The sequence below is a fragment of the Achromobacter sp. ACM04 genome (assembly GCF_014851465.1).
Lineage (GTDB): Bacteria > Pseudomonadota > Gammaproteobacteria > Burkholderiales > Burkholderiaceae_B > Achromobacter > Achromobacter aegrifaciens.
This window is the reverse complement of record NZ_JACUZS010000002.1, coordinates 1194148-1218671: the sequence shown is the minus strand read 5'-3', so window position 1 is coordinate 1218671 and position 24524 is coordinate 1194148. Positions and strand designations below refer to the sequence as shown.

The window sequence follows — 24524 nt, the reverse complement described above, 5'->3', positions numbered from 1 at the left end:
ACCTCGATGCGCCCGAGGGAATCTGAAGGGAAGGCCGAAGGCCTGGACGAAGATGACGACGGGGCAGTCCGGAGCGAAGGCTCCGGACCGCAATCGTGGGCGCCCGCCACTCAGGCGCCCGCGCCGATGGGCGGCCTACGAAGCACTGGAACGGCGCCTCGAAACCATGCAAACGCAGCCTCGGCCGAGCTCAATACCACGAAGCAACATCGCCAGAAGCGACAAAGCCCGCCTACTTCCCAGCACTATCCGACCACCCCTTGGACAACTCCACAGCCTGCCGCCACCGCTTCATCCGCGCAGCCCGCACGGACTCCGGCCAAGTCGGTTCGAACGTCCGCTCAGCCTGCCACTTCGAGGCAAACTCCTCCAGCTCCGACCAGAACCCTACCGCCAGCCCCGCCAACCCCGCGGCCCCCAGCGCCGTCGATTCCGATACGCGCGGGCGGACCACCGGGACGCCCAGCAAATCCGCCTGCATCTGCATCAGCAGGTCGTTGCGGGCGGCGCCGCCGTCCACGCGCAGCTCGGTCAGCGCGATGCCGCTGTCGCCGTTCATGCAGGTCAGCAGTTCGGCGCTTTGCAGAGCGATGGATTCCAGCGTGGCGCGGGCGATGTGGGCGCGGGTGGTGCCGCGGGTCAGGCCCACCAGCGTGCCGCGCGCATACGGATCCCAGTGCGGCGCGCCCAGGCCGGCGAAGGCCGGGACCATGAATACGTCGTCGGTGTCGGCCACGCTGGCGGCCAGGGATTCGATTTCTTCCGAACGCTGGATGATGCCCAGGCCGTCGCGCAGCCACTGCACCGCCGCGCCGGCCACGAACACGCCGCCTTCCAGCATGTAGGTCGGGCGCCAGCCGCTGTCGCCGGCCTGCGGCAGGCCCCAGCCTACCGTGGACAGCAGGTTGTTGTGGGACTGCACAGGCTTTTCGCCCACGTTCATCAGCATGAAGCAGCCGGTGCCGTAGGTGTTCTTTGCCATGCCCGGCGTGAAGCAGGCCTGGCCGAAGGTGGCCGCCTGCTGGTCGCCGGCGTTGCCGGCAATCGGGATCGAACCGCCCAACCATTCGGGCAGGGCTTCACCCACCACCGCGCTGCTGGGCGCGATGGTGGGCAGCACGCTGCGCGGGATCTTCAGCAGCGCCAGGATCTCGTCGTTCCAGTCCTGCGTGTGCAGGTCGAACAGCATGGTGCGCGAGGCGTTGCTCGGGTCGGTGCTGTGCACCGCGCCGCCCGTCAGTTGCCAGATCAGCCAGGTGTCCACCGTGCCAAAGGCCAGTTCGCCGCGATCGGCCATCTGGCGTGCGCCCGGCACGTGATCCAACAGCCAGGCGAGCTTGGTGCCGGAAAAATAGGCGTCCAGCACCAGGCCGGTGCGCGATTGCAGGAAATCGGCGTGGCCGTCCTGGCGCAGCTGGTCGCACATGGGCGCCGTGCGGCGGTCCTGCCAGACGATGGCGCGCGCCAGCGGGCGGCCGGTGGCGCGTTCCCAGATCAGGGTGGTTTCGCGCTGATTGGTGATGCCGATGGCGGCGATGTCGGCGGCGGTCGCGCCGGCATTGCGCAGGGCTTCGCGCGCCACGTCCAGCTGGCTATGCCAGATCTCGCTGGCATCGTGCTCGACCCAGCCCGGCCGCGGATAGTGCTGGCGGAATTCGCGCTGGCCCACGCCGCGCACCACGCCCTCACGGTCGAACACGATTGCGCGGGAGCTGGTCGTGCCCTGGTCCAGGGCTAGGACAAATTCATTCGTCGTCACTTTGTTTGGCGCCGTTCAGGTGTGCCCCGGCCAGAGGGTCGAGGCGTCTAAAGGAGAAGGTCGAAGCCATGCACAGCACGCCGACGACGATGAAGCCCGCGACGACATCGCGGATCGCCAGCGTTTCCGCGCCGCGCAGGGACATGCTGATGTTCAGCGTCACCGCGGCCACGCCCACGCCCAGGCTGATGCCCAGCTGCTGCGCCATCGCGGCGAAACTGCTGGCGCGGCTCATCTTGGACGGGGGGATGTCGGCATAGGTTAGCGTATTTACCCCGGTGAACTGCAGCGAACGGAAAAAGCCGCCGACCAGCAGGATCGCGATCATCAGCCACACCGGCGTGGTGGGCGTGAAGGCGCCGCAGACCACGATGAACGAGCCCGCCAGCACGGCGTTCACGGTCAGGACCCGGCGAAAGCCGAAGTGCTTGACGATGGGGGTGGCCACGAACTTCATCAGCAGCGCGCCCGCGGCGCTGGCGAAGGTGATCAGGCCGGCCGCGAACGGCGTGAGGCCAAAACCCACCTGCAGCAGCATGGCCAGCAGGAAGGGCGTGGCGCCCACGGCGAAACGGCACAGGTTGCCGCCCAGCGTGGAGATGGCGAAGGTGGGGATCCGCATCAGCGACAGGTCGATGATGGGGTGTTCGGTGCGCTTGGCATGCCAGCCATAGAGCAGGCCGCAGATCGTGCCGACCACGATCAGCCCCAGCAGCACGGACGGCGGCATGACGTCGCGGCCGATGGCCTCGAAACCGCTGACCAGGGTCGCCAGGCAGATCGCGCTGAGCAGGAAGCCCGGCCAGTCCAGGCGCGGGGCGGCTTCCTCGCGGATTTCCGCGACGTAGCGCAGCACCAGGAAAATTCCCAGGATACCGATAGGGATATTGATCAGGAAGATCCAGTGCCAGGACATGTAGGTGACCATGAAGCCGCCCAACGGCGGTCCGATCACGGGGCCCAGCAGGGCCGGAATGGAAAGGAAGGACATGGCCTTCAGCAAGTCCTGCTTGGGCACGGTGCGCAGCAGGATGATGCGCCCCACCGGCACCATCATTGCGCCCGCCATCCCCTGGACGATGCGGGCCAGGACCAGTTGCGGCAGATCCTGGGACAGCGCACAGGCCACCGAGCTGAGCGTGAACAGGCCGATCGCCGCCACGAATACCCGCCGCGCGCCGTAGCGGTCGGCCGCCCAGCCGCTGACGGGCACGAATACCGCCACCGACAGCAGGTAGGAAGTAATGGCCACGTTCAGCCGTACCGGGGTCGAACCCAGGGCGTGGGCCATGGCTGGCAGGGCAGTGGCGACCACGGTGGCGTCCAGCATCTGCATGAACAGCGCACAGCCCACGATGAAGGGAATCATGCGCGCCGCGCGCGCGGCTTGCTCACTGGAAAGAGGAGCGGGGCGGGCTGCTGCTGCGGTTTCTGCGGACATGGCGGGCGGGGGCGATGGGTGCCGCGAGATTGTAACGCCGGGGGGTGGGCCGCCGTGAAGTAAACTCCCTACATCCGAAACCCATTGAAATTGGTGCCATGGCGACCAACTACGAATCCGAGATCACCCTTTTCCTGAAGGACTACAAGAAATCGCATCCTGGCACCGAAGAGCGCCAGCGCGAGGGCCGCGCCCGCCTTTGGGACAAACCGCAGGACTCGGAGCTGCTGGAAGGCTTCCGCGCGGCCCGCGTGCCGCAAAAGCCGTACGTCTACCAGGCCGACTGAGCCCATTGCGGCAATCATGGCCCAAAACGCTTCCGTCCCGGGCGACGCCCTGGCCGCGCTAGTGGAACCGCCCGTCGACAGCACCCCTGACACGATCGACAGCGTGGCGTTCGCGCGCCTGTATGGCGAGCCGCTGTTCCAGATGCCCACGGACCTGTACATCCCGCCGGATGCGCTGGAAGTGTTTCTGGAAGCGTTTGAAGGGCCGCTCGACCTGCTGCTCTACCTGATCCGCAAGCAGAACTTCAATGTGCTGGACATCCCCATGGCGGATGTCACGCGGCAGTATCTGTCGTATGTGGAGCAGATCCGCATCCACAACCTGGAGCTGGCCGCAGAGTACCTGCTGATGGCGGCGATGCTCATCGAGATCAAGTCGCGCATGCTGCTGCCGGTCAAGAAGACCGACACCGGCGAAGAACCGGAAGATCCACGCGCCGAACTCGTGCGCCGCCTGCTCGAATACGAGCAGATGAAGCTGGCCGCCCAGAAGCTGGACGCGATGCCGCAGCTGGGCCGCGACTTCGTCAGCAGCCAGGCGGTGGCCGACCTGAGCGTCGAGCGCATGCTGCCCGAGGTCAGCGTGGACGACTTGCGCGCGGCGTGGGCCGACATCATGAAGCGGGCCAAGCTGAACCAGCATCACCACATCACGCGCGAACAGTTGTCCGTGCGCGATCACATGACGCATATCCTGCGGCGCCTGAACGACGTGCGCTTCATGGAATTCGGCGACCTGTTCATGGAGCGCGTCCGCGAAGGCGCGCCCGCGGCGGTGGTCGTCGTGCATTTCATCGCCATGCTGGAGCTGGCGCGCGAGTCCCTGCTGGAAATTACGCAGGCCGAGCCCTATGCTCCCATCTACGTGCGCCTGGCCTACACCAGCGTGTCGGCGGTCGCGGCCTGATCCTCACCGGGCTGCCCCCAACCCCGGAGAAACCCCTTGAAAGTCGTACACACCATCCAGGAATTGCGCGATCACCTGCGCGGCCAGAATCGCGTGTCCTTCGTGCCCACGATGGGCAACCTGCACGAAGGCCACCTGTCCCTGATGAAGCTGGCGCGCCAGCATGGCGATCCGGTGGTGGCCAGCATCTTCGTGAACCGCCTGCAGTTCGGTCCCAACGAAGACTTCGACCAGTATCCCCGCACGCTCGCCGCCGACATCGAGAAGCTCGAGCGCGAGCGCGACGTCTACGTGCTGTTCGCGCCGAACGAGCGCGAGATGTATCCGGAGCCGCAGAACTTCCGTGTGCAGCCCCCGGACGACCTGGGCGATATCCTGGAAGGCGAGTTCCGCCCCGGCTTCTTCGAAGGCGTCAGCACCGTGGTGCTGAAGCTGTTCTCCTGCGTGCAGCCGCGCGTGGCGGTGTTCGGCAAGAAGGACTACCAGCAGCTGATGGTGGTGCGCAACATGTGCCGCCAATTCCAATTGCCCGTCGAAGTGTTGGCGCACGAGACCGTGCGCGCCGAAGATGGCCTGGCCTTGTCCTCGCGCAACCGTTACCTCAGCGACGCCGACCGCGCCGAGGCGCCTGCGTTGTATGCCGCGTTGCGGCACGCCAACGAGCGCCTGGCCCAGGGCGAACGGGATGCCGCCGCCCTGGAGCGCGAAGCCGTCGAGACCCTGACCCGGCGCGGCTGGCAGGTGGACTACGTGGCTCTGCGCCGCCAACGCGACCTCAAGCGTCCCGAAGCCGCCGACCTGCAGGCCGGCGAACCATTGGTGGCGCTGGCGGCCGCCAAGCTGGGCACGACCCGCCTGATCGACAATCTGGAACTGGCCTACACGGCCTGAGACGGCAAGGCCGCGGGGGTGGCGTCCATGTCCACCCCTGAAAGAACTACCAGCTTACGTGGTGGCGGGAGGCGGGTCAGACTCGGTGCAATCCTACATTGCAAGCGAGCCGCCCCATGCAAGCTCCCCGTCCCGATCTGGAAGCCGTTCTTTCTTCCCTCACTCCCCGCGAACGGCAAATCGTCACCTATGTGGCCGCCGGCCGCCCCAATAAAGTCATCGCCATAGACCTGGGCATTTCGCTGCGCACGGTCGAGGCCCACCGCTCCCGCATCTTCACCAAGCTGCAAGTGCGCAACGCCATGCAACTGGCGTGCCGGCTGTGCGAGCACGGCCGTTCCGGCGCCTCGCCCGTGCCTGGGGCGGCTGGGCCGGACCGCCGGCATGCGCTGGTTTCCATGCCCCCGCCCGGCAGCGTCAGTCCGAGCTATGTGCTGCATGAGCCGCCGACGCCAGCGTACAGCCCATGCCTGGCAAGTCCCGCTGCACGCCGTTCCGATCTTGGCGCCGACCCAGACAGCCAGGCCGGGTAGTCCAAAAGCACCGGGCCCGGCGAACGTGATGTTCGTCGGGCCCGGGTAGGAAGGCTGCGCAGGCGGCGTACTCAATGGCCGCCGGCGGGCCTCAAGGACACTGGGGCGCGGCCGCCTTGGCCAATTCGTCGATCGGGTCCAGATCAGGCTGGCGGGTCAGGTTGTAGTTCAGGTTGGGCGTCTGGCCGTCAATGGAGCGCACGCGCAGCACGTTGTTGGCAGCCACTACGAATTCCGCGCGGCCATTGCCCTTGCTGTCCATCAGGATGACGCGCGGCGGGCGCTCGTCGGTGGCATCCCAGCAGCCTTGCTCGGTAACCGGCGGGCCTTTCTTGGGATCGTTTTCCAGGTAGGCCACGCGGCCGCGCCAACGGCCATTGGGCGCCAGCGTAAGCGTCACGCGCTGTGCGGTGCACTGCATGGCGGGCGAGAAGCACGGCAGGGTGCCCATGTAGGTCTGCGGCTGCGGCACCAGGCTCTGCACGGCCGGATTGGGCGCGCTGGGATTTGCCGGGCTGGCGGCGGCCGGCGCGCTTGCGGCGGATGCCGAGGTGGTGTGTTCGGTGTCTGCCGGGACTGCCTGGCCGTCTTCCGTGGTCTGACCGCCGGCGGCGGCCTGGGCGGCCTGATTCTGGTTCTTGCGGGGGGCATCCGGCTTGAGCGCGATCTGCACTTGCGACGGCGCACGGATGACGCTGCGATATCCCGCGCCCGACCCCTGGTACTGGGCGTCGGTCACGGTGCTTTCGGCGGGAGGGTCGTAGTAGCCTTCGGTTTTCTGTTGGGCACAGCCAGCTGCGCCCAATGCGGTGCCTGCGAGCAGCAGCCCCATGACGCTGAGTTTGCGGGAGCGGGTACCGATTTCTACGCGCGCGGTCATGGCAGCTTATCCGTGTGGTGAGTCTGTCTCCGATTTTACGCACTTATGCGAAGATTCGATACGTTCCCCTTAGCCGCACTTGGGCATCCTCAACACTTTATGCACTATTTACGACACGGCCGCCGCCAGCCTGCCCCGCGCACTATCGCCAGCTCCTGGCGTGGCGCCGTTGCGGCCCAGTGCCGCGCGTGTGGATGACGGCGATGCGGCATGTCTTCGATCTGCCTCTGGGCCTGTTCATCGGCCTGGCGGCGCTGGCGGGTTTGTTCGTCGGCAACTGGCTGACGGTGCTGACCCACCGGCTGCCACGCATGATGGAGCAGGAATGGCAGGCGCACTGCCAGGAAGCCTCGGGCAAGCCGCTTGCGGCGGGGCGCTATGGCCTGTGGTCACCGGCCTCGCACTGCCCCGCCTGCGACACCCCCGTGGCGGGCTGGCGGCGGCTGCCGCTGCTGGGTTGGCTGCTGTTGCGGGGCCGCTGCGGCGCTTGCGGCGTGGCCATCGGGTGGCGCTACCCGGCCATCGAACTGCTGACCTGCGCGCTGTCCGCTGCATGCGCCTGGCGGTTCGGCGCCACGCCGCTGGCGCTGTCCGCCATGGGCTTGTCGGCCATGCTGGTGGCGCTGGCCTGGATCGACTTCGAGTCCACACTGCTGCCCGACGCATTGACCCAGCCGCTGCTCTGGGCCGGGCTGCTGGTCAATCTGTTCGATGCCTATGCCAGCCTGCAGATGGCGGTGGTGGGGGCGGTGGCGGGCTACGTCTTCCTGTGGGTTATCTTTCATGTGTTCCGCCTGCTGACGGGGCGCGAGGGCATGGGCTATGGTGATTTCAAACTGCTCGCCGCGCTGGGCGCATGGTTTGGCGTGGAAGCCCTGCCGACGCTGCTGCTGAGCGCATCGTTGCTGGGCGTGCTGATCGGCGGCGCGCTGACCTTGAGCGGCCGCGCCAGCCGCGGGCAGCCATTGCCCTTTGGTCCCTATCTTGCGCTGGCGGGCGTCGTGACGCTGCTGGTGGGCGGCGAGCACGGCTTGGGGCGGTTTTTGCAATAGGGCGGTTCATGTCCTCCATGGGATGGGCGGTATGTTGAAGATAGGTCTGACGGGCGGCATCGGATCGGGCAAGACCCGGGTGGCGGACATGCTTGCAGAGTGGGGGGCGACGCTGGTCGATACCGACGAGATCGCGCGTGAGCTGACCGCCGCGGGCGGTGCGGCCATGCCTGCGATAGAACGCGAGTTCGGCCCGCGGGCATTGACGCCGGACGGGGCGCTGGACCGCGCGTGGATGCGGGATCAGGCGTTCTCGGATCCGCAGGTGCGCTTGCGGCTGGAGGCCGTGCTGCATCCCGCCATCGGGCAGGAGACCGAGCGCCAGGCCGCGGCTGCGACCGGTGCGTATCTGGTCTTCGTGGTGCCGCTGCTGGTTGAATCGTTGCCGCGTTGGCGCTCGCGCCTGGACCGCATCTGCGTGGTGGATTGCGACCCGGAGACGCAGGTGGCGCGGGTGCGCCAACGCAGCGGGCTGACGGAGCCTGCCATACGGCGTATCATGGCGGCACAGGCTGCGCGGGCAAGCCGTCTGGAAGTCGCCGACGACGTCATCGTCAATGACGCAGGCACTACGCCGGAACAACTGCGCGCGCAGGCGAAGACCCTGCATGACCGCTGGCTGGCGCTGGCGAGCACGACGGGCCGGCAAGCTCCGCGCTAGGCCGGCACCCCTGAATAACATTGGCCCAGCCGGCCAAACACAGATGGGCCTGTAAAGAAGCGTGATCGTTTACGAATACCCCTTCAATGAGCGCATCCGCGCTTATCTGCGGCTGGAATACCTGTTCGACAGGCTGTTCTTCTTTGCCCGCGAGGGGGACTCGCGCCTGCATCAGGTCGCCGTCACCTCCCTGTTCGACTTGCTCGACGCCTGCGAACGCACCGATGTAAAAGGCGCGGTCCTGCAAGACCTGGAACGCCAGCGCATGGCGCTGGTCGGGCTGCGCGATCATCCCGGCGTTGCACAGGATGCGCTTGAAGCCATGCTGCGCGAAATGGAAAAGGTGACCACGGCGCTGGCCGCGCCTGGCAAGACCGGCCAGTCCCTGCGCGAAAACGAATGGCTGACCAGCCTGCGCGGACGCCTGTCGGTGCCGGGCAGCGCCACGCAGGTCGACATGCCCTCGTATTTCGCCTGGCAGAACAAATCCGAGGCCGCCCGCTGCGCCGACCTGCAGGCCTGGGTGGCGCCCTTCATTCCTTTGTATGACGGCCTGACCCTGGCCCTGCGCCTGCTGCGCGAATCGGGCCGCAAGTCGGACATCGTGGGCGAGCAGGGCGCCTACCAGCAGATGCTGGGCGGCAAGCAGTTCCAGCTGCTGCGGGTCTGGCTGGACCCGGCCCAGGGCGTATTTCCCGAGATCAGTGCCAATAAGTACATGATCTGGATACGTTTTTCCACCCAGGACGGCGAATTCAAGCCCCAGCAAGTCGCCCGCGACGTCCCCTTCCAGATGACGCTCTGCACCTCATAGGATGGGTGGAGCGCGAGCATCCTCGCGCAACTCCGCCCGTTGTCCGACGCGCGTAACCCACCAAGCAGCGCTTGAATGGGGCAAGGCCGACCACGCCTGCGGGGCCAGGCGGCCCACTTTGCCTTCCGCCCAGATTCCTGTTGCTCCCAGTTTCAACCAGGGATCGCGGCGCTGGAAACCGGGACGGTCTGGTACACAATACGGCTTTCCTCCGCCCGTGCCGGAACTGTTCCATGCCTGATAGCCGTCCCGTATCTCCGCCCACCCGTTGGACCCGCCGCCGCCTGCTTGGGCTGGCGCTGGTATTGCTCGTTGTGGCGGGCATAGCCTGGCTGGTGCTGCGGCCCGCGGCCAAGCCGGGCGGGGCGGGCGCCCCGGGGGGGCGTCCCGGCGGCCGGCCGCCGGCGGGCGCCATGATGACCCCCGCGGTGCCGGTGCGCATCGCCACGGCCGCCAAGCAGGACATCGATATCTTCCTGAAGTCGCTGGGCACGGTCACCGCCTACAACACCGTTACCGTGCGCAGCCGGGTCAGCGGCGAACTGGTGGAAGTGGCCTTCCAGGAGGGCCAGCAAGTGAAGGCCGGCGACCTGTTGGCGCAGGTGGACCCGCGGGCGTTCCAGGTGGCCCTGGACCAGGCGCGCGGCACGCAGATGCAGAACCTGGCCCAGCTGGAGAACGCCCGGCGCGACCTGCAGCGTTATCAGGCGCTGTACAAGCAGGACTCGATCGCCAAGCAGCAGGTCGACACGCAGGCCGCCCTGGTGCGGCAGTACGAAGGCACCGTCAAGAGCGACCAGGCCAACGTGGACAACGCCCGCCTGCAACTGGAATACGCGCGTATCACCGCGCCCATCAGCGGCCGTTTGGGCTTGCGCCAGGTGGACCGCGGCAATCTGGTGTCCAGCTCGGACACCAACGGACTGGTGGTGATCACCCAGACCCAGCCGATTTCCGTGGTGTTCACGCTGCCCGAGACCCAGCTGCCCGAAGTGCGCGCCGAGATCGCCGCCGGCAAGACGCTGGCGGTGGATGCCTATGACCGCGCCGACACCCGGCGCATCGCCACGGGCCAGCTGGAAACGATGGACAACCAGATCGACGTCACCACCGGCACCCTGAAGCTGAAGGCGCGTTTTGAAAACGCCGACGACGCGCTCTTTCCCAACCAGTTCGTCAACGTGCGCCTGCACGTGCTCACGCGCAAGGACGTGACCGCGATCCCCACCGCCGCCATCCAGCAAGGCTCGGCCGGCGCCTTCGTGTTCCTGGTGCAGCAGGACAACACCGTGCAGGTGCGCCAGCTGAAGCTGGGCGCCGTCAACAACGGCATGGTGGCCGTCAACGAAGGCCTGCAGCCCGGCGACCGGGTGGTCGTCGAAGGCACCGACCGTCTGCGCGCGGGCGCCAAGGTGGAAGTGGTGGGCGGCTCGGACGTGATCCCCGCCACCCGCGACAAGACCCTGGGCGCGGGCGCGCCGGCCGGCACCACGCCGCCGTCGAAATAAGCCGGGAAACATCGTGAGCCCGTCGCGCCTGTTCATCCTGCGTCCGGTAGCCACCACGCTGTCGATGGTGGCGATCCTGATCGCCGGTTTCATCGCCTACCGGCTGCTGCCCGTTTCGGCCCTGCCGGAAGTGGACTATCCGACGATCCAGGTGGTGACGCTGTACCCCGGCGCCAGTCCCGATGTGATGACTTCGCTGGTGACGTCGCCACTGGAACGGCAGTTCGGACAGATGCCGGGCCTGAACCAGATGTCGTCCACCAGTTCGGGCGGGGCCTCGGTCATCACGCTGCAGTTCAATTTGACGCTGCCCCTGGACGTGGCCGAACAGCAGGTGCAGGCGGCGATCAACGCCGCTTCGAACCTGCTGCCCAGCGACCTGCCGGTGCCGCCGACCTACAACAAGGTGAACCCGGCGGATGCGGCGGTGCTGACGCTGGCGATCACGTCCCCCACCATGCCCTTGCCGCAGGTGCGCGACCTGGTGGATACGCGGGTGGCGCAGAAGCTGTCGCAGATTCCCGGCGTGGGCCTGGTCAGCGTGGCGGGTGGGCAGCGTCCGGCGGTGCGGGTGCAGGTCAATCCGCAGGCGCTGGCTGCCAACGGCCTGTCGCTGTCGGACTTGCGCACGGCCATCGTCGGCGCCAACGTCAACCAGCCCAAGGGCAACCTGGACGGGCCGCAGCGCTCCACCACCATCAACGCCAACGATCAGCTCAAGAGCCCCACCGACTACAACGACCTGATCATCGCGTACAAGAACAATGCGCCGCTGCGCCTGTCCGACGTGGCGCGCGCCGTCGAGGGCGCCGAGGACACGCGCCAGGCCGCCTGGGCCGGCGACAAGCCGGCCATCCTGCTCAACATCCAGCGCCAGCCCGGCGCCAACGTGATCGACGTGGTCAACCGGATCCAGGCGCTGCTGCCGCAGCTGCGCGCCGCCTTGCCCGCGACCCTGGACGTGAGCGTGGTGTCCGACCGCACCCAGACCATCCGCGACTCGGTGGCCGACGTGCAGTTCGAGATGATGCTGGCCGTGGCCCTGGTGGTCATGGTGACCTTCGTGTTCCTGCGCAGCCTGACGGCCACGCTGATTCCCAGCGTGGTGGTGCCGCTGTCGCTGGTGGGCACCTTCGGCATCATGTACCTGGCCGGCTTCTCCATCAACAACCTGACCTTGATGGCGCTGACCATCGCCACCGGCTTCGTGGTGGACGACGCCATCGTCATGATCGAGAACATCGCGCGTCACATCGAGGAAGGCGAAACGCCGCTGCAAGCCGCGCTCAAGGGCGCTTCGCAGATCGGCTTCACGCTGATCTCGCTGACTTTTTCGCTGATCGCGGTGCTGATCCCGCTGCTCTTCATGACCGAAGTGGTGGGGCGGCTGTTCCGCGAGTTCGCCATCACGCTGGCCGTTTCCATCCTGATATCGCTGGTGGTGTCGCTGACGCTGACGCCCATGATGTGCGCGCGCCTCTTGCGCGCCGAATCCGAGCAGAAGCACGGCCGTTTCCATCAGGCCACGGGCGCCTTCATCGACCGCGTGATCGCCGGCTACGACCGCTGGCTGCAGGTCGTGCTGCGGCATCAGCCGTTGACGCTGATCGTGGCGCTGGCGACCTTCGCGCTGACCGTGCTGCTGTACCTGGTGATTCCCAAGGGCTTCTTCCCGCAGCAGGACACCGGCCTGATCCAGGCCATCACCCAGGCGCCGCAATCGATTTCCTTCCCGGCCATGGCCGAGCGCCAGCGCACGGCCGCGCGCCTGGTGCTGGAAGATCCCGACGTGCAGGCCGTATCGTCCTTCATCGGCGTGGACGGCAGCAATGCCACGCTCAGCGCCGGACGCATGCAGATCGCGCTCAAACCGCAAGCCGAGCGCAACGGCGACCTGCGCACAGTGATGGGACGCCTGGAGCAGGCCCTGTCCAAGCAGGACGGCCTGACCGTCTACATGCAGCCGGTGCAGGACCTGACCATCGAGGACCGCGTGAGCCGCACGCAGTACCAGATGACGCTGTCCAATCCCGACCTGAAGGTGCTGAGCGAATGGACGCCCAAGCTGGTGAACCGCCTGCGGCAGGTGCCCGGCCTGAAGGACGTGACCGACGACCTGCAGGACGACGGCCTGCAGACCTGGGTCGAGATCGACCGCGACGCCGCGTCGCGGCTGGGCATCACGGCGGCGGTGATCGACGAGGCGCTCTACAACGCCTTCGGCCAGCGGCTGATTTCCACCATCTTCACGCAATCCAACCAGTACCGCGTGGTGCTGGAGGTCGAACCGCAGTTCCAGGTGACGCCGGCCTCGCTGGGCCAGATCCACGTGCCGACCTCGACCGGCGCGCAGGTGCCGCTGTCATCGGTGGCGCACATCAGCGAGGGCAAGACGGTGCTGGCCGTCAACCGGCTGGACCAGTTCCCCATGGTGACGGTGTCCTTCAACCTGGCGCCGGGCGCTTCCTTGTCGGGCGCGGTGGAGGACATCATTGCGGCCGAGGCCGATATCGGCCTGCCCACCGGCGTCGAGACGCGCTTCCAGGGCGCGGCGCTGGCGTTCCAGAATTCGCTGTCCAGCACCCTGTGGCTGATCCTGGCCGCCATCGTGACGATGTACATCGTGCTGGGCGTGCTGTACGAAAGCTATATCCACCCCATCACCATCCTGTCGACCTTGCCTTCGGCCGGCGTGGGGGCGCTGCTGGCGCTCCTGATCAGCGGCACCGAGCTGGACATGATAGGCATCATCGGCATCATCCTGCTGATCGGCATCGTCAAGAAGAACGCCATCATGATGATCGACTTCGCGCTGGACGCGGAGCGCAAGCGCGGGCTGAGTCCGCGCGCGGCCATCCATGAAGCGGCGCTGCTGCGCTTTCGGCCCATCCTGATGACCACGCTGGCCGCGCTGTTCGGCGCGCTGCCGCTGATGCTGTCGACCGGCACGGGCGCGGAGCTGCGCCAGCCGCTGGGCCTGGTGATGGTGGGCGGGCTGCTGCTGTCGCAGGTGCTGACGCTGTTCACCACGCCGGTCATCTACCTGATGTTCGACCGCATGTCGCGCCGCTGGCGCGGCGTGGACCAGGCGCGGGCGGAGGATGCGTCATGATCCTGTCGGCACCCTTCATCGTCCGGCCGGTGGCGACCACGCTGCTGAGCCTGGCGGTTGTGCTGGCGGGTCTGCTGTCGTTCTTCCTCTTGCCCGTGGCGCCGTTGCCGCAGGTGGATATCCCCACCATTTCGGTGTCGGCCAGCCTGCCGGGCGCCAGTCCGGAAACCATGGCGTCCAGCGTGGCCACGCCGCTGGAGCGTTCGCTGGGCAGCATCGCCGGCGTGACCGAGATGACCTCCAGCAGCTCGCAGGGCTCGACCCGCATCACGCTGCAATTCGATCTGTCGCGCGACATCAATGGCGCGGCCCGCGACGTGCAGGCCGCCATCAACGCGGCGCGCTCGCTCTTGCCGACCGGCTTGCGCAGCAATCCCACGTACCATAAGTCCAATCCGTCCGACGCGCCCATCATGACCCTGGCGTTGACGTCCGACACGCTCAGCCAGGGCCAGCTCTACGACATCGCCTCGACCATCGTGGCGCAGAAGCTGTCGCAGGTGGACGGCGTGGGCGAGGTGACGGTGGGCGGCAGTTCGCTGCCGGCGGTGCGAGTCACCGTGCTGCCGGGCGCGCTGGCCAACCGCGGCGTGTCGCTGGACCAGCTGCGCACCACGCTGGCCAATGCCAACGCCAACCGTCCCAAGGGCGTGCTGGAGAATGACCGCTACCACTGGCAGATCATGGCCAGCGATCAGCTCAGCCGCGCCGAGCAATACCGGCCGCTGATCGTCGCCTGGAAGGACGGCGCGCCGGTGCGCGTGTCCGACGTGGCCCGCGTGGAAGACTCGGTCGAAGACCTGTACCAGACCGGTTTCTTCAATGAACGCAAGGCCATCCTGATGATCGTGCGGCGCCAGGCCGACGCCAACATCATCGAAACCGTGGACGCGGTGCGCGCCCAGTTGCCCATCCTGCAGGCCCTGATGCCGGCGGACGCGCACATGACGGTGGCGCAGGACCGCACGCCCAGCATCCGCGCCTCGCTGCACGAGGCCGAGCTGACCCTGATCATCGCGGTGGGCCTGGTGGTGCTGGTGGTGCTGCTGTTCCTGCGGCGCTGGCGCGCGGCCATCATTCCCAGCGTGGCGGTGCCGGTGTCGCTGATCGGCACCTTCTGCATCATGTACCTCAGCGGCTTCACGCTGAACACCATTTCGCTGATGGCGCTGATCGTGGCGACCGGCTTCGTGGTGGATGACGCCATCGTGGTGCTGGAGAACATCATGCGCTACGTGGAACGAGGCATGTCGCCCATGCGTGCGGCGCTGCGCGGTTCGCGCGAAGTGGGCTTCACGGTGCTGTCGATGAGCCTGTCGCTGGTGGCGGTGTTCATCCCCATCCTGCTGATGGGCGGCGTGGTCGGGCGGCTGTTCCGCGAGTTCGCGGTGACGCTGTCGGCCGCCATCATGGTGTCGCTGGTGGTGTCGCTGACCTTGACGCCCATGATGTGTGCGCGCCTGTTGCGTCAGGAAGCCCCGGAAGAGAAGCCGCCGGGCCGGCTCGCGCGCTGGTCGGAGCGTGGCTTCGACGCCATGCTGGACGGCTACCGCCGCAGCCTGCGCTGGGCGCTGACGCACAGCCGCCTGATGATGCTGATCCTGGCGGTGGCCGTGGGCCTGAACGTCTATCTGTACACCGTGGTGCCCAAGGGCTTCTTCCCACAGCAGGACACGGGCCAGCTGCTGGGCTTTTTCCGGGTCGACCAGGGCACCTCGTTCCAGGCCACGCTGCCCAAGCTGGAAGCGCTGCGCAAGGTGGTGCTGGCGGATCCGGCCGTGCAGAGCATGACGGGTTACGCGGGCGGACGCGGCGGCAGCAACAGCAGCTTCATGCAGATCCAGTTAAAGCCCCTGGAAGAGCGCAAAGTTTCGGCGGACGTGGTCATCAACCGGCTGCGCGGCAAGCTGCAGAACATGCCAGGCGCGCGCATGTTCCTGGTGTCGCAGCAGGACATACGCATCGGCGGGCGCCAGAGCCAGGGCTCTTACGACTACACGTTGATGGCCGGCGACCTGCAATTGCTGCGCACCTGGATGCCCAAGGTGCAGCAGGCCATGGCGCAGATTCCCGAAATCACCGATGTGGACACCGACGTCGAGGACAAGGGCCGCCAGATCAACCTGGTGATCGACCGCGAGGCCGCGACCCGCCTGGGCGTCAGCATGTCCACCATTTCCACGGTGCTGAACAACTCCTTCAGCCAGCGCCAGGTGTCGGTGATGTACGGGCCGTTGAACCAGTACCACGTGGTGCTGGGCGTGGACCCGAAGTTCGCGCAGGACATCGAATCGCTCAGGCAGGTCGAAGTCATCACCACGGCCGGCGCGCGCGTGCCGCTGTCGGCCTTCACCCGCCTGGAAAACGCCAACGCGCCGCTCAGCGTGCAGCACCAGGGGCTGTTCGTGGCCGATACCATCTCGTTCAGCCTGGCGCCCGGCGTGTCGCTGGGCCAGGCCACCAGCGCCATCGATGCGGCGGTGGCGCGCATCGGCCTGCCGTCGGACCAGATCCAGGCCGGCTTCCAGGGCACCGCCGCGGCCCTGCAGCAGACGCTGGCGCAGCAGCCCTGGCTGATCCTGGCGGCGCTGGTCACCATGTACATCGTGCTGGGCATCCTGTATGAAAGCTTCGTGCATCCCCTGACCATCCTGTCGACCCTGCCGTCGGCCGGTTTGGGCGCGCTGCTGGCACTGCTGCTGGTGCGCTATGACTTCACGCTGATTGCGCTGATCGGGGTGTTCCTGCTGATCGGCATCGTCAAGAAGAACGCCATCATGATGGTGGACTTCGCCCTGGACGCCGAGCGCACCCAGGGGATGAATCCGCGCGAGGCCATTTTCCAGGCGTGCCTGACGCGCTTTCGCCCCATCATGATGACAACCATGGCCGCCATCTTCGGCGCGCTGCCGCTGGTGCTCGCCACTGGCGCCGGGGTGGAAATGCGCCAGCCGCTGGGCATTACCATCGTCGGCGGCCTGGTCCTGAGCCAGATCCTCACGCTGTACACCACGCCCGTGGTCTATCTTTACCTGGACCGCTTCCGTCTCTGGGCCGCGCGCAAGCGCGCTTCCAGGAACGGGTCCTCCGCTTCCATAGAACCCACATGATGCGCAACGCCAAGTCTGTTCCCAACCTGTTCTTTCCCCGCAGCATCGCCGCGGCCGCGCTGTGCGCGCTGCTGGGCGCTTGCGCGGTCGGCCCCGATTACCAGCGCCCGGCGCTGGACGTGGGCACGGCCTACAAGGAAGGGCAGGACCAGGTCGAAGGCTGGAAGCCCGCCCGGCCGCTGGACCAGGCCGAGCGCGGCGCATGGTGGCAGGTCTACGACGATGCGACCTTGAACGGCCTGGTGGAGCGCCTGAACGCGTCCAACCAGACCGTGGCCCAGGCCGAGGCCAACTACCGGCAGGCGCTGGGCCTGGTGCGCGGCGCGCGCGCCGGCTTCTTCCCCACGGTGGGCGCGGGCGCGGGCATGACGCGCTCGGGCAGCGGCGGCGGGCAGAATGGTTCTTCGACTTCGTCCGGCAGCAATGTTTCGAACCAGTATTCACTGACCGGCAGCGTCAGCTGGGAAGTGGACCTGTGGGGCCGCGTGCGGCGCAGCGTGGAATCCTCGGAGGCCAGCGCCGCGGCCAGCCTGGCCGACCTGGGCGCCACGCGCCTGAGCGCGCAGGCCGCGCTGGTGCAGGCCTATCTGCAATTGCGCGTGCTGGATGAACAGAAACGCCTGCTGGACGCCACCGTGGCGGCCTATGAAAAATCCCTGCAGCTGACGCAGAACCGCTACGCCGTGGGCGTGGCGGGGCAGGCCGACGTGGCCGTGGCGCGCACGCAGGTGGAAAGCACGCGCGCGCAATCCATCGACCTGGATTGGCAGCGCGGCCAGCTCGAACACGCCATCGCCGTACTGATGGGCCAGGCGCCGTCGCAATTCAGCCTGCCGCCCACGGTGTTCGCGCTGCAACTGCCGCAGATCCCGGTGGGCCTGCCTTCCGAGCTGCTGGAACGCCGTCCTGACGTGGCGGCGGCCGAACGCCGCGCCGCCGCCGCCAATGCGCAGATCGGCGTGGCGCAGGCCGCGTGGTTCCCCAGCCTGACGCTGTCGGCCGATGGCGGTTTTCGCAACGGCCAGTTCGCGGAACTGTTGACGGCGCCGGCGCGTTTCTGGTCGCTGGGACCGGCGCTGGCGCTGACGATATTCGATGGCGGCGCGCGCGAGGCGCAGGTGGAACAGGCGCGCGCGTCCTATGACGCGCAAGCGGCCGCCTACCGTCAGACGGCGCTGACCGGATTGCGCGAGGTCGAGGACTACCTGATCCAGTTGCGCGTCATGGAGAACGAACAGGTGGTGCAGCGCCGCGCGCTCGAAGCGGCGCGTGAATCGCTGCGCCTGACGCAGAACCAGTACAAGGCGGGTCTGGTCGATTACCTGAGCGTGGCGGTGGTGGACGCCACCGCGCTCAACAGCGAACGCAATGCGCTGAGCCTGCTGGGCAATCGCTTCGCGGCCAGCGTCAATCTGATCGTGGCGCTGGGCGGCGGATGGGAAGGACTGCCTGCCGCGGGGGCGCAAGCGCGCGCGGACAATCCCGTCGCGCCTGCGGCGGCTCCCGCGCAGCCCTGAGGTCGGGCCGCGCGGATGCGGAATGGAGCGCTGGCGCGGTCAATGCCAGCGTTTCACCCGCGCGGCAGGAAGGCGATGACCAGCCAGGCCGCCGCGGCGGGTACCGCGAACACCAGCAGCAGGATGGGCAGTTCTTCGCGCACCGTGTAGCCGGCGCGCGTGACGCCGACCCACATGTTGACGATAGCCATCAGCAGCCACGCGGGCAGGAACAGTTTGGCCGCGGCGATCGAGCCTGCGGCGTCGCCGCCCCATTGCTTGCCGAACAGCGCGAACACGGCCAGCAGCAGCAGGCCTCCGACGATGGTCAACAGTACGTGCATGGCGCCGCTCCTATTTGGTGGTGTAGCCGCCGTTGATCAGCACCGTCTGGCCGGTGATCCACCAGCCGTCCGACACCAGGAAGCGGATGAAGGGCACCACGTCCTCGATATCGGTCAGCCCGGTTTTCGAGAACGGCGACAAGGCGGCCGCGGTCTTATGGTACGCCACCGCGTCGGCGCCTTCGGCCGGATAGAAGAACGGCGTGTCCATGGGACCGGGGCCTACCGCCGTCACGGAAATGCCGCGTGCGCCGTACTCCTTGGACGCGGCGCGGGTGTAGTGCTCCACCGGCGCCTTGGTGCCGGCGTAGGCCGCGTAAAAGGGCGTGTAGGCGCCCAACAGCGAGGTCACCAGCGTGCAGATCTTGCCGTTGTCATTGACGTGGCGGCCGGCTTCCTTCAGGAAGAAGAAGGCGGACTTCGAGTTCACCGCAGCCATCTCGTCGTATTCCGCTTCCGTGATTTCGGTGAAGGGCTTCTTCAGCACTTTGCCGACGGTATTGATCGCAATGTCCGGCCGGCCTACCGCGGCCACCGCGTCGGCGAACAACTTTTCCATTGCGCCGGCCGAACTCAGGTCGGCCTGCAAGGCGACGGCCTGCGCGCCGGCGGCCTTGACGGCGGCGACCGTCGCGTCGGCGTCGGCCTTGGTGGCCGCGCTGTTGTAATGCACCGCCACCGCGCGCGCGCCTTGCTGCGCCAGGTCCCGCGCGATCAAGCCGCCCAGGTTCTTCGCGCCGCCCGCGATGATGACGGTTTTGCCTTTGATTCCGTGGTCTGCCATGGTCCTCTCCGCTATCGGGCTGCCGAATGCGAGCCCTTGTGCCGACGATGATATATTCCAAAAAATCCGCACAAAACTGATATTTCTGGTATCTCTATCCAGAAATCACGAACAGTGAGGCCAGGCCTCGCAGGAGCCATCCGCCCCATGGACCGCATAGATCTGTTCCGGGTTTACGCCCGCGTCGTCGAATGCGCGAACTTCTCGCGCGCGGCGGACACGCTGGGCCTGCCGCGCTCCACGGTGTCTGCCGCCGTGCAGGAATTGGAGGGCCGGCTGGGCGCGCGGCTGCTGAACCGCACCACGCGGCAGGTGGCGCCCACGCAGGAAGGCGCGGCCTTCTATGAGCGCTGTCTGCGCCTGGTGGCCGACATGGAAGAGGCCGAGAACCTCTTTCGCCACAGTTCGGTGGGTCCCAGCGGCATGCTGCGCGTGGACGTGCCCGGACGCGTGGGCCGCCTCATCGTGGCGCCAGCGTTGCCGTCTTTTCTGGAGGCCTATCCGCAGATCGACGTCACGCTGGGCGTGACGGACCGTGCCGTGAACCTGATCGAAGAGGGCGTGGATTGCGTGTTGCGAGTCGGCGTGTTGCCGGATTCGGGCCTGGTGGCGCGGCCGATAGGCATGCTGGGCTTGATCAACGTCGCCAGCCCGGCCTACCTGGCGCGCCATGGCGTGCCGTTGACGCCGGACGATCTGGCGGCGGGGCATGCTTGCGTGAACTACGCTTCGCCGTCCAGCGGCCGGCTTGCGCCCTGGGAATGGCTGGATGGCGGCGTGTCCCGGACCGCGCCTCTGCGTGGGCGGGTCACGGTCAATAGCGCCGAAGCCTATATCGCCAGCTGCGTCGCGGGTCTGGGTCTGATCCAGATTCCGGCCTACGACGTGCAGCCGCAGATCGCCGCGGGCGAGCTGGTCGAAGTCATGCCCGACCACCGCCCCGCGCCTATGCCGATGACGCTGCTTTATCCGCAGCGGCGATCTCCATCGCGGCGGGTGCAGGTGTTTGCGGACTGGCTGGAGGCGCTGCTGCGGCCGGCTTGCGGACTGGGTTGAACGCAAAAAAAGGCCGGCCCGTCTTGCTGAGGGGCCGGCCTTGGTGGCCTGGGGTCTACAACCGTCGGTCTACAACTGGATCGCAGACAGATCCGGACGCCGCAGGTGCCAGTCGGTGGCCGCCTGGAATGCCATGCCGATGCGGCCCAGCGCGTCTTCGCCATTGGGCTTGCCCAGCAGCTGCACGCCGATGGGCATGCCGTCCGCGGCAAAGCCGGCGGGCAGCGCCAGGCCCGAGGCATTGACGTAATTGCCGGGACGGGTGAAGGCGGCCAGCGGCGTGGCGGCCTCGTCCACGTCTTCCAGCGGGCAGGCGGCAAACGGCAGGCAGGGCGCGAGGACCGCGTCGTAGTCGCGCATCCAGTCCAGCCAGGCCTGGCAGGCGCGGGCGTGGGCTTGCAGCGCCAGCACGTAGTCGGCGGCGCTGGTCTGCTTGCCGCCCAGCACGCGGGCGCGCACGTAGCGGCCCAGCGGCAGGCTGTCGTCCTCGATGTAGTCGCGGTGCTGGGCGTAGGCTTCAGCGGCGATGATCAGGCCGTTGCGCAGCATCATGTCGTGGAAATCGAAGGGGAAGGGGGCTTCCACGCATTCCGCGCCCAGGTCGGTCAGCGCGCGCCGCGTGTCGTCCAGCGCGCCTTGCACCGCCGCGTCGATGGCAATCGGGTACTGCGCCTGCGGCATGACGGCGATGCGCGTGCCGGCCAGCGGCTTGGCGCCCGCGCGCAGATCGCGGTAGCGGTAGGCGGGTATGCCTCGCGTCACGGGATCGCGCGGGTCGGGTCCGGACATGGCTGCGGTCAGCAGTAGCGAGTCGCGGGTGTCGCGGGTCAGCGGGCCGATGGAATCCAGTGTGTGGGACAGCGCCACCGCGCCGTACAGGCTGATGAGGCCGCGCGTGGTTTTCAGGCCGGTGATGCCGTTGAGCGCGGCGGGAATGCGTACCGAGCCGCCTGTGTCCGAACCCAGCGCGGCGGGCGCCAGGCCCGCGGCCACCGCCACGCCCGAGCCGCTGGACGAACCGCCGGGAATGCGGGCGCGCACCAGGTCCCAGGGGTTGCGCGGCGTGCCCATGACGGGGTTGGTGCCCCAGCCGCCGAAGGCGAATTCGACCATGTGGGTCTTGCCCAGCACCACCATGCCGGCGTCGATCAGGCGGGTCACGGCGGTGGCGGTGGTGGCGCTGCGGCGCTCGCGCCAGGCTTGCGAGCCGGCGGTGGTGACCTGGCCTTCGATATCGCACAGATCCTTGACCGCGACGGGCAGGCCGTCCAGCGGACCGAGCAGGCCATAGCCGGCGCGGCGGCGCGCGTCGGCGGCTTCGGCCAGGCGCAGCGCGCCCTCGCGGTCGACGCTGACGTAGGCGCCCAGCGCCGGGTTGGCGCGGTCGATGCGGTCCAGGTAATGCCGCGCCAGCTCCACCGAACTGTAGCGGCCTTCGGCCAGGCCCTGCGCAAGTTCGCCGAGCGTGGCAAATGCAATGTCAGACATGTTTTCCTCGGGTGATGTCAGCGCGGCGCGCGGGCTGCCGCGCGCCGCCTTCCTGCTTGCGCGATCAGCGCTTGTTCCAGTCGGGGGCGGGGTAGACGGGTTTTTGCGTGGCCACGTCGGCCGGCCAGACCGGGACCATGCCCTTGCCCGGCAGCAGCTGCACCACGGGGAAGGGCATCAAGAGCTGCTTGCCCGTCTCGTCGATGGCGTAGGGGCCGGCCATGACGGTGAGCTTGCCCGACAGGTCCAGCGATGCCTTCTTCAGCGCGGCGGCGTCGGTGCTGCCGGCTTGCTTGACGATCTCCTCGGTCAGCGCGCCCGCGCCATAGGCCAGAGCAGTCTGGAAATCGGGCGGGAACTCGGCCTTGGGGAAGCGCTGGTCATAGGCGGCGGCGAACTGCTCGCGCGTCAGGCCGGCGTTGACCTTCCAGTTGATCGCGGGGTGGTAGTTGGTGTGGCTGTAGATGTAGTTGGAGTCCGCGCCGATGGCCTGGAATTGCGGCGTCGACGCATACACCATGAAGACATACGGGAAGTTGATATCCAGCTGCTTCATCTGGCGCGTCATGCTGATCAGATCGCCCTCGTAGGAGGTCGGCACCAGCGCCTCGGCTCCGGCCGCACGGGCCTTCTGCAGGATCGTGCTGAAGTCCTTCTGGCCCTTGGGGTACTTCTCGAACAGCACCACTTCCATGCCGTTCTTGGCGGCCTGCTCCTTGCCGCCTTCGGCCAGGCCCGCCGGGAACGGTTCGTCCGAATACAGCAGCGCGACCTTCTTCACGCCCTGCTTGGCGGCCAGTTCCATGTTCGCGCGCAGCATCGCCGACACCGGCATCTGCGTACCCGACACCATGTTCTTGAAGCCTTGCTTGTACAGGTCGTCGCTGGCGGCGGACCAGACCATCATGTACTTGCCCAGGCGTTCGGTCACCGTGGCGGCCGCGGCGGTCAGGGTGGAGCCGAAGGGCGCGAACACCAGATCCACTTTTTCATCGACAATCAGGCGTTCGTAAACGCGGGTCACCATCTGCTTGTCGCTGCGGTCGTCCAGCTTGACCAGCTCGACGGGGTATTTCTTGCCTTTGACTTCGATGCCGCCGCGGCGGTTGACGTCGTCGACCCACAGTTCGACGCCGCGCACGCCCGACTGCGAGGCGAGCGCGAAACTGCCGGTCGACGATACGGTCATGCCGACGCGGATCTTGTCCGAGGTCTGGGCGGCGCCCAGGGCAGGGGTCAGGGCGGCGACGGCGAGGGCCAGCGCCGGTATGCGGGACAGCCAGGGTCTAGCGTGCATGGGAGGTCTCCTATCGTTTTTGGTATGCGGCCCCGCGTTCCGTGGCGGACCATCGGACACAGGCCATATGTTGAGCAATGTTTGCTCAACATGCGAGATAGCGTATAACAAATAGGCATGGAGCGCACGCCTTGAATAAATTGAATTACCGACAGACCGAAATGTTGTGGGCCATCGTCATGGCCGGGTCCATCAGCGGCGCCGCGCGGCTGCTGAATATTTCCCAGCCGGCGGTCAGCCGGATGCTGGCGCATACGGAAAAAGCCATGGGGGTGACGCTCTTCGAGCGGGTTCGCGGCAAGCTCAGGCCGACCTCGCAAGTGCAGAGCCTGTTTGAGGAAATCGAGAAAACGCAGCGCATGATGCAGCGCGTCAACGATCTGGCCGACGCGCTGGCGGAGCACGGCACGGGGGTGCTGCGGTTGGCGTCGATTCCCAGCCTGGCTCAGTTCCTGGTGCCGCGCGCCGTGGCGCGTTTCCAGCAGCGCCATCCCGAGTTGCTGTTGCGCCTGAACACGACGGCGCTGCCCACGCTGATCACCGACGTGTTGCAGGGCGAGGCCGAGCTGGGCTTGGTGGTGATGCAGGCAGACCACCCTTTCCTGACGTCCCAGCCGTTGCATGTGGGGAAGATGGTGGCCGCCATACCCAAGGCGCATCCGCTGGCAGCTCGTGCCGAGGTGAGCCTGGCCGATCTGTCGCCGCATCCGCACATCGTGGTGGGGACGCGCATGCCCTTCGGCATGCTGGTGCTGGGCGCCTTCGAGCAGGCGGGCCTGCCGTGCCGCATGTGCGCCGACGTGCCATGGAGCCAGCTGGCCTGCGCCCTGGTGAATGCCGGGGTGGGCATTGCCATCGTGGATGAGTTCACGGTCATGCAGAACACCATGCCGGACGTGGTCATCGTGCCGCTGGCCGAGCGCATTCCCCTGAATATCTCGGCCGTCTATGCAAGCAACCGCGAGCCCTCGGCCATCGCCCTGGAGTTCATCAAGGAGCTGCGCGGGGTGCTTGTCGAGGCCTTTCCTGCCGAAAATAAGGGTTAGTCCTTAACTTGCAGTTATGGTTTGAACTGTTCATAATCGCCTCCAAATAAAGCGGCCG

Annotated in this window: 20 protein-coding genes; 13 read left to right on the top strand and 7 right to left on the bottom strand. The window is 67.2% G+C overall.

Annotated elements, in window-relative coordinates:
• Nucleotides 1-232: 232 nt before the first annotated feature.
• Nucleotides 233-1759, bottom strand: coding sequence for a glycerol kinase GlpK (gene glpK, locus IB259_RS16335; protein WP_192329612.1), 1527 nt, complete (start codon nucleotides 1757-1759; stop codon nucleotides 233-235).
• Nucleotides 1746-3200: a DHA2 family efflux MFS transporter permease subunit gene (locus tag IB259_RS16330; RefSeq protein WP_192329610.1), complete on the bottom strand. Its 1455-nt coding sequence runs from the start codon at nucleotides 3198-3200 to the stop codon at nucleotides 1746-1748. The genes glpK and IB259_RS16330 overlap by 14 nt, the downstream gene beginning before the upstream one ends.
• Nucleotides 3201-3298: 98 nt before the next feature.
• Here IB259_RS16330 and IB259_RS16325 point away from each other — a divergent pair, with 98 nt between their 5' ends.
• The 4 genes from IB259_RS16325 (at nucleotide 3299) to IB259_RS31100 (ending at nucleotide 5818) form a co-directional block, all read left to right on the top strand.
• A complete protein-coding gene (locus IB259_RS16325) occupies nucleotides 3299-3487 on the top strand; it encodes a DUF3460 family protein (RefSeq protein ID WP_042796240.1) in 189 nt (62 codons plus the stop codon).
• 16 nt (nucleotides 3488-3503) lie between these two features.
• Complete coding sequence (locus IB259_RS16320) at nucleotides 3504-4394, top strand: ScpA family protein (protein ID WP_054459290.1); 891 nt, start codon at nucleotides 3504-3506, stop codon at nucleotides 4392-4394.
• 36 nt (nucleotides 4395-4430) lie between these two features.
• Nucleotides 4431-5285, top strand: coding sequence for a pantoate--beta-alanine ligase (gene panC, locus IB259_RS16315; RefSeq protein ID WP_054459288.1), 855 nt, complete (start codon nucleotides 4431-4433; stop codon nucleotides 5283-5285).
• Between the two features lie 116 nt (nucleotides 5286-5401).
• The gene (locus IB259_RS31100) at nucleotides 5402-5818 is read left to right on the top strand and encodes a response regulator transcription factor (protein ID WP_054459287.1); all 417 of its coding nucleotides are present in this window, start codon (nucleotides 5402-5404) and stop codon (nucleotides 5816-5818) included.
• Between the two features lie 91 nt (nucleotides 5819-5909).
• Here IB259_RS31100 and IB259_RS16305 read toward each other — a convergent pair whose 3' ends face one another.
• Entirely contained in the window at nucleotides 5910-6698 is a 789-nt protein-coding gene (locus IB259_RS16305) for a copper resistance protein NlpE N-terminal domain-containing protein (protein ID WP_119451858.1), read from the bottom strand.
• Nucleotides 6699-6901: 203 nt separating this feature from the next.
• On the opposite strand from IB259_RS16305, the gene IB259_RS16300 reads away from it, so the two are divergent.
• The 7 genes from IB259_RS16300 (at nucleotide 6902) to IB259_RS16270 (ending at nucleotide 18472) form a co-directional block, all read left to right on the top strand.
• Nucleotides 6902-7750 carry an A24 family peptidase gene (locus tag IB259_RS16300; protein WP_192329608.1) on the top strand — a complete coding sequence of 283 codons (849 nt, stop codon included), beginning with the start codon at nucleotides 6902-6904 and terminating at the stop codon, nucleotides 7748-7750.
• Between the two features lie 31 nt (nucleotides 7751-7781).
• Nucleotides 7782-8411 (top strand): dephospho-CoA kinase, encoded by a 630-nt coding sequence (gene coaE, locus IB259_RS16295; RefSeq protein WP_125472749.1) that lies wholly within the window; start codon nucleotides 7782-7784, stop codon nucleotides 8409-8411.
• 61 nt (nucleotides 8412-8472) lie between these two features.
• Complete coding sequence (gene zapD / locus IB259_RS16290; protein WP_054459281.1) at nucleotides 8473-9225, top strand: cell division protein ZapD; 753 nt, start codon at nucleotides 8473-8475, stop codon at nucleotides 9223-9225.
• 233 nt (nucleotides 9226-9458) lie between these two features.
• Entirely contained in the window at nucleotides 9459-10733 is a 1275-nt protein-coding gene (locus IB259_RS16285; protein WP_054459279.1) for an MdtA/MuxA family multidrug efflux RND transporter periplasmic adaptor subunit, read from the top strand.
• Between the two features lie 13 nt (nucleotides 10734-10746).
• Nucleotides 10747-13845: an MdtB/MuxB family multidrug efflux RND transporter permease subunit gene (locus IB259_RS16280; RefSeq protein ID WP_192329605.1), complete on the top strand. Its 3099-nt coding sequence runs from the start codon at nucleotides 10747-10749 to the stop codon at nucleotides 13843-13845.
• Nucleotides 13842-16955 (top strand): multidrug efflux RND transporter permease subunit, encoded by a 3114-nt coding sequence (locus IB259_RS16275; protein ID WP_192329603.1) that lies wholly within the window; start codon nucleotides 13842-13844, stop codon nucleotides 16953-16955. The genes IB259_RS16280 and IB259_RS16275 overlap by 4 nt, the downstream gene beginning before the upstream one ends.
• Nucleotides 16952-18472, top strand: a complete 1521-nt coding sequence (locus tag IB259_RS16270) for an efflux transporter outer membrane subunit (RefSeq protein ID WP_175180457.1) — start codon at nucleotides 16952-16954, stop codon at nucleotides 18470-18472. The genes IB259_RS16275 and IB259_RS16270 overlap by 4 nt, the downstream gene beginning before the upstream one ends.
• Nucleotides 18473-18525: 53 nt before the next feature.
• Here the strand turns inward: IB259_RS16270 and IB259_RS16265 are convergent, their stop codons facing one another.
• Nucleotides 18526-18795 (bottom strand): hypothetical protein, encoded by a 270-nt coding sequence (locus tag IB259_RS16265; RefSeq protein ID WP_054459270.1) that lies wholly within the window; start codon nucleotides 18793-18795, stop codon nucleotides 18526-18528.
• Nucleotides 18796-18805: 10 nt separating this feature from the next.
• Nucleotides 18806-19579, bottom strand: coding sequence for an SDR family oxidoreductase (locus IB259_RS16260; protein ID WP_054459269.1), 774 nt, complete (start codon nucleotides 19577-19579; stop codon nucleotides 18806-18808).
• A gap of 147 nt (nucleotides 19580-19726) precedes the next feature.
• Between IB259_RS16260 and IB259_RS16255 the strand changes: the two genes are divergently transcribed.
• Nucleotides 19727-20635, top strand: a complete 909-nt coding sequence (locus IB259_RS16255) for a LysR family transcriptional regulator (RefSeq protein ID WP_192329601.1) — start codon at nucleotides 19727-19729, stop codon at nucleotides 20633-20635.
• 69 nt (nucleotides 20636-20704) lie between these two features.
• Here IB259_RS16255 and IB259_RS16250 read toward each other — a convergent pair whose 3' ends face one another.
• Together IB259_RS16250 and IB259_RS16245 are read right to left on the bottom strand one after the other, a co-directional pair.
• Complete coding sequence (locus tag IB259_RS16250; RefSeq protein WP_054459266.1) at nucleotides 20705-22123, bottom strand: amidase; 1419 nt, start codon at nucleotides 22121-22123, stop codon at nucleotides 20705-20707.
• Nucleotides 22124-22187: 64 nt separating this feature from the next.
• Nucleotides 22188-23420 (bottom strand): amino acid ABC transporter substrate-binding protein, encoded by a 1233-nt coding sequence (locus IB259_RS16245; RefSeq protein WP_054459264.1) that lies wholly within the window; start codon nucleotides 23418-23420, stop codon nucleotides 22188-22190.
• A 161-nt stretch (nucleotides 23421-23581) separates the two neighbouring features.
• On the opposite strand from IB259_RS16245, the gene IB259_RS16240 reads away from it, so the two are divergent.
• Nucleotides 23582-24466, top strand: coding sequence for a LysR family transcriptional regulator (locus IB259_RS16240; RefSeq protein WP_054459262.1), 885 nt, complete (start codon nucleotides 23582-23584; stop codon nucleotides 24464-24466).
• Nucleotides 24467-24524 lie beyond the last annotated feature (58 nt).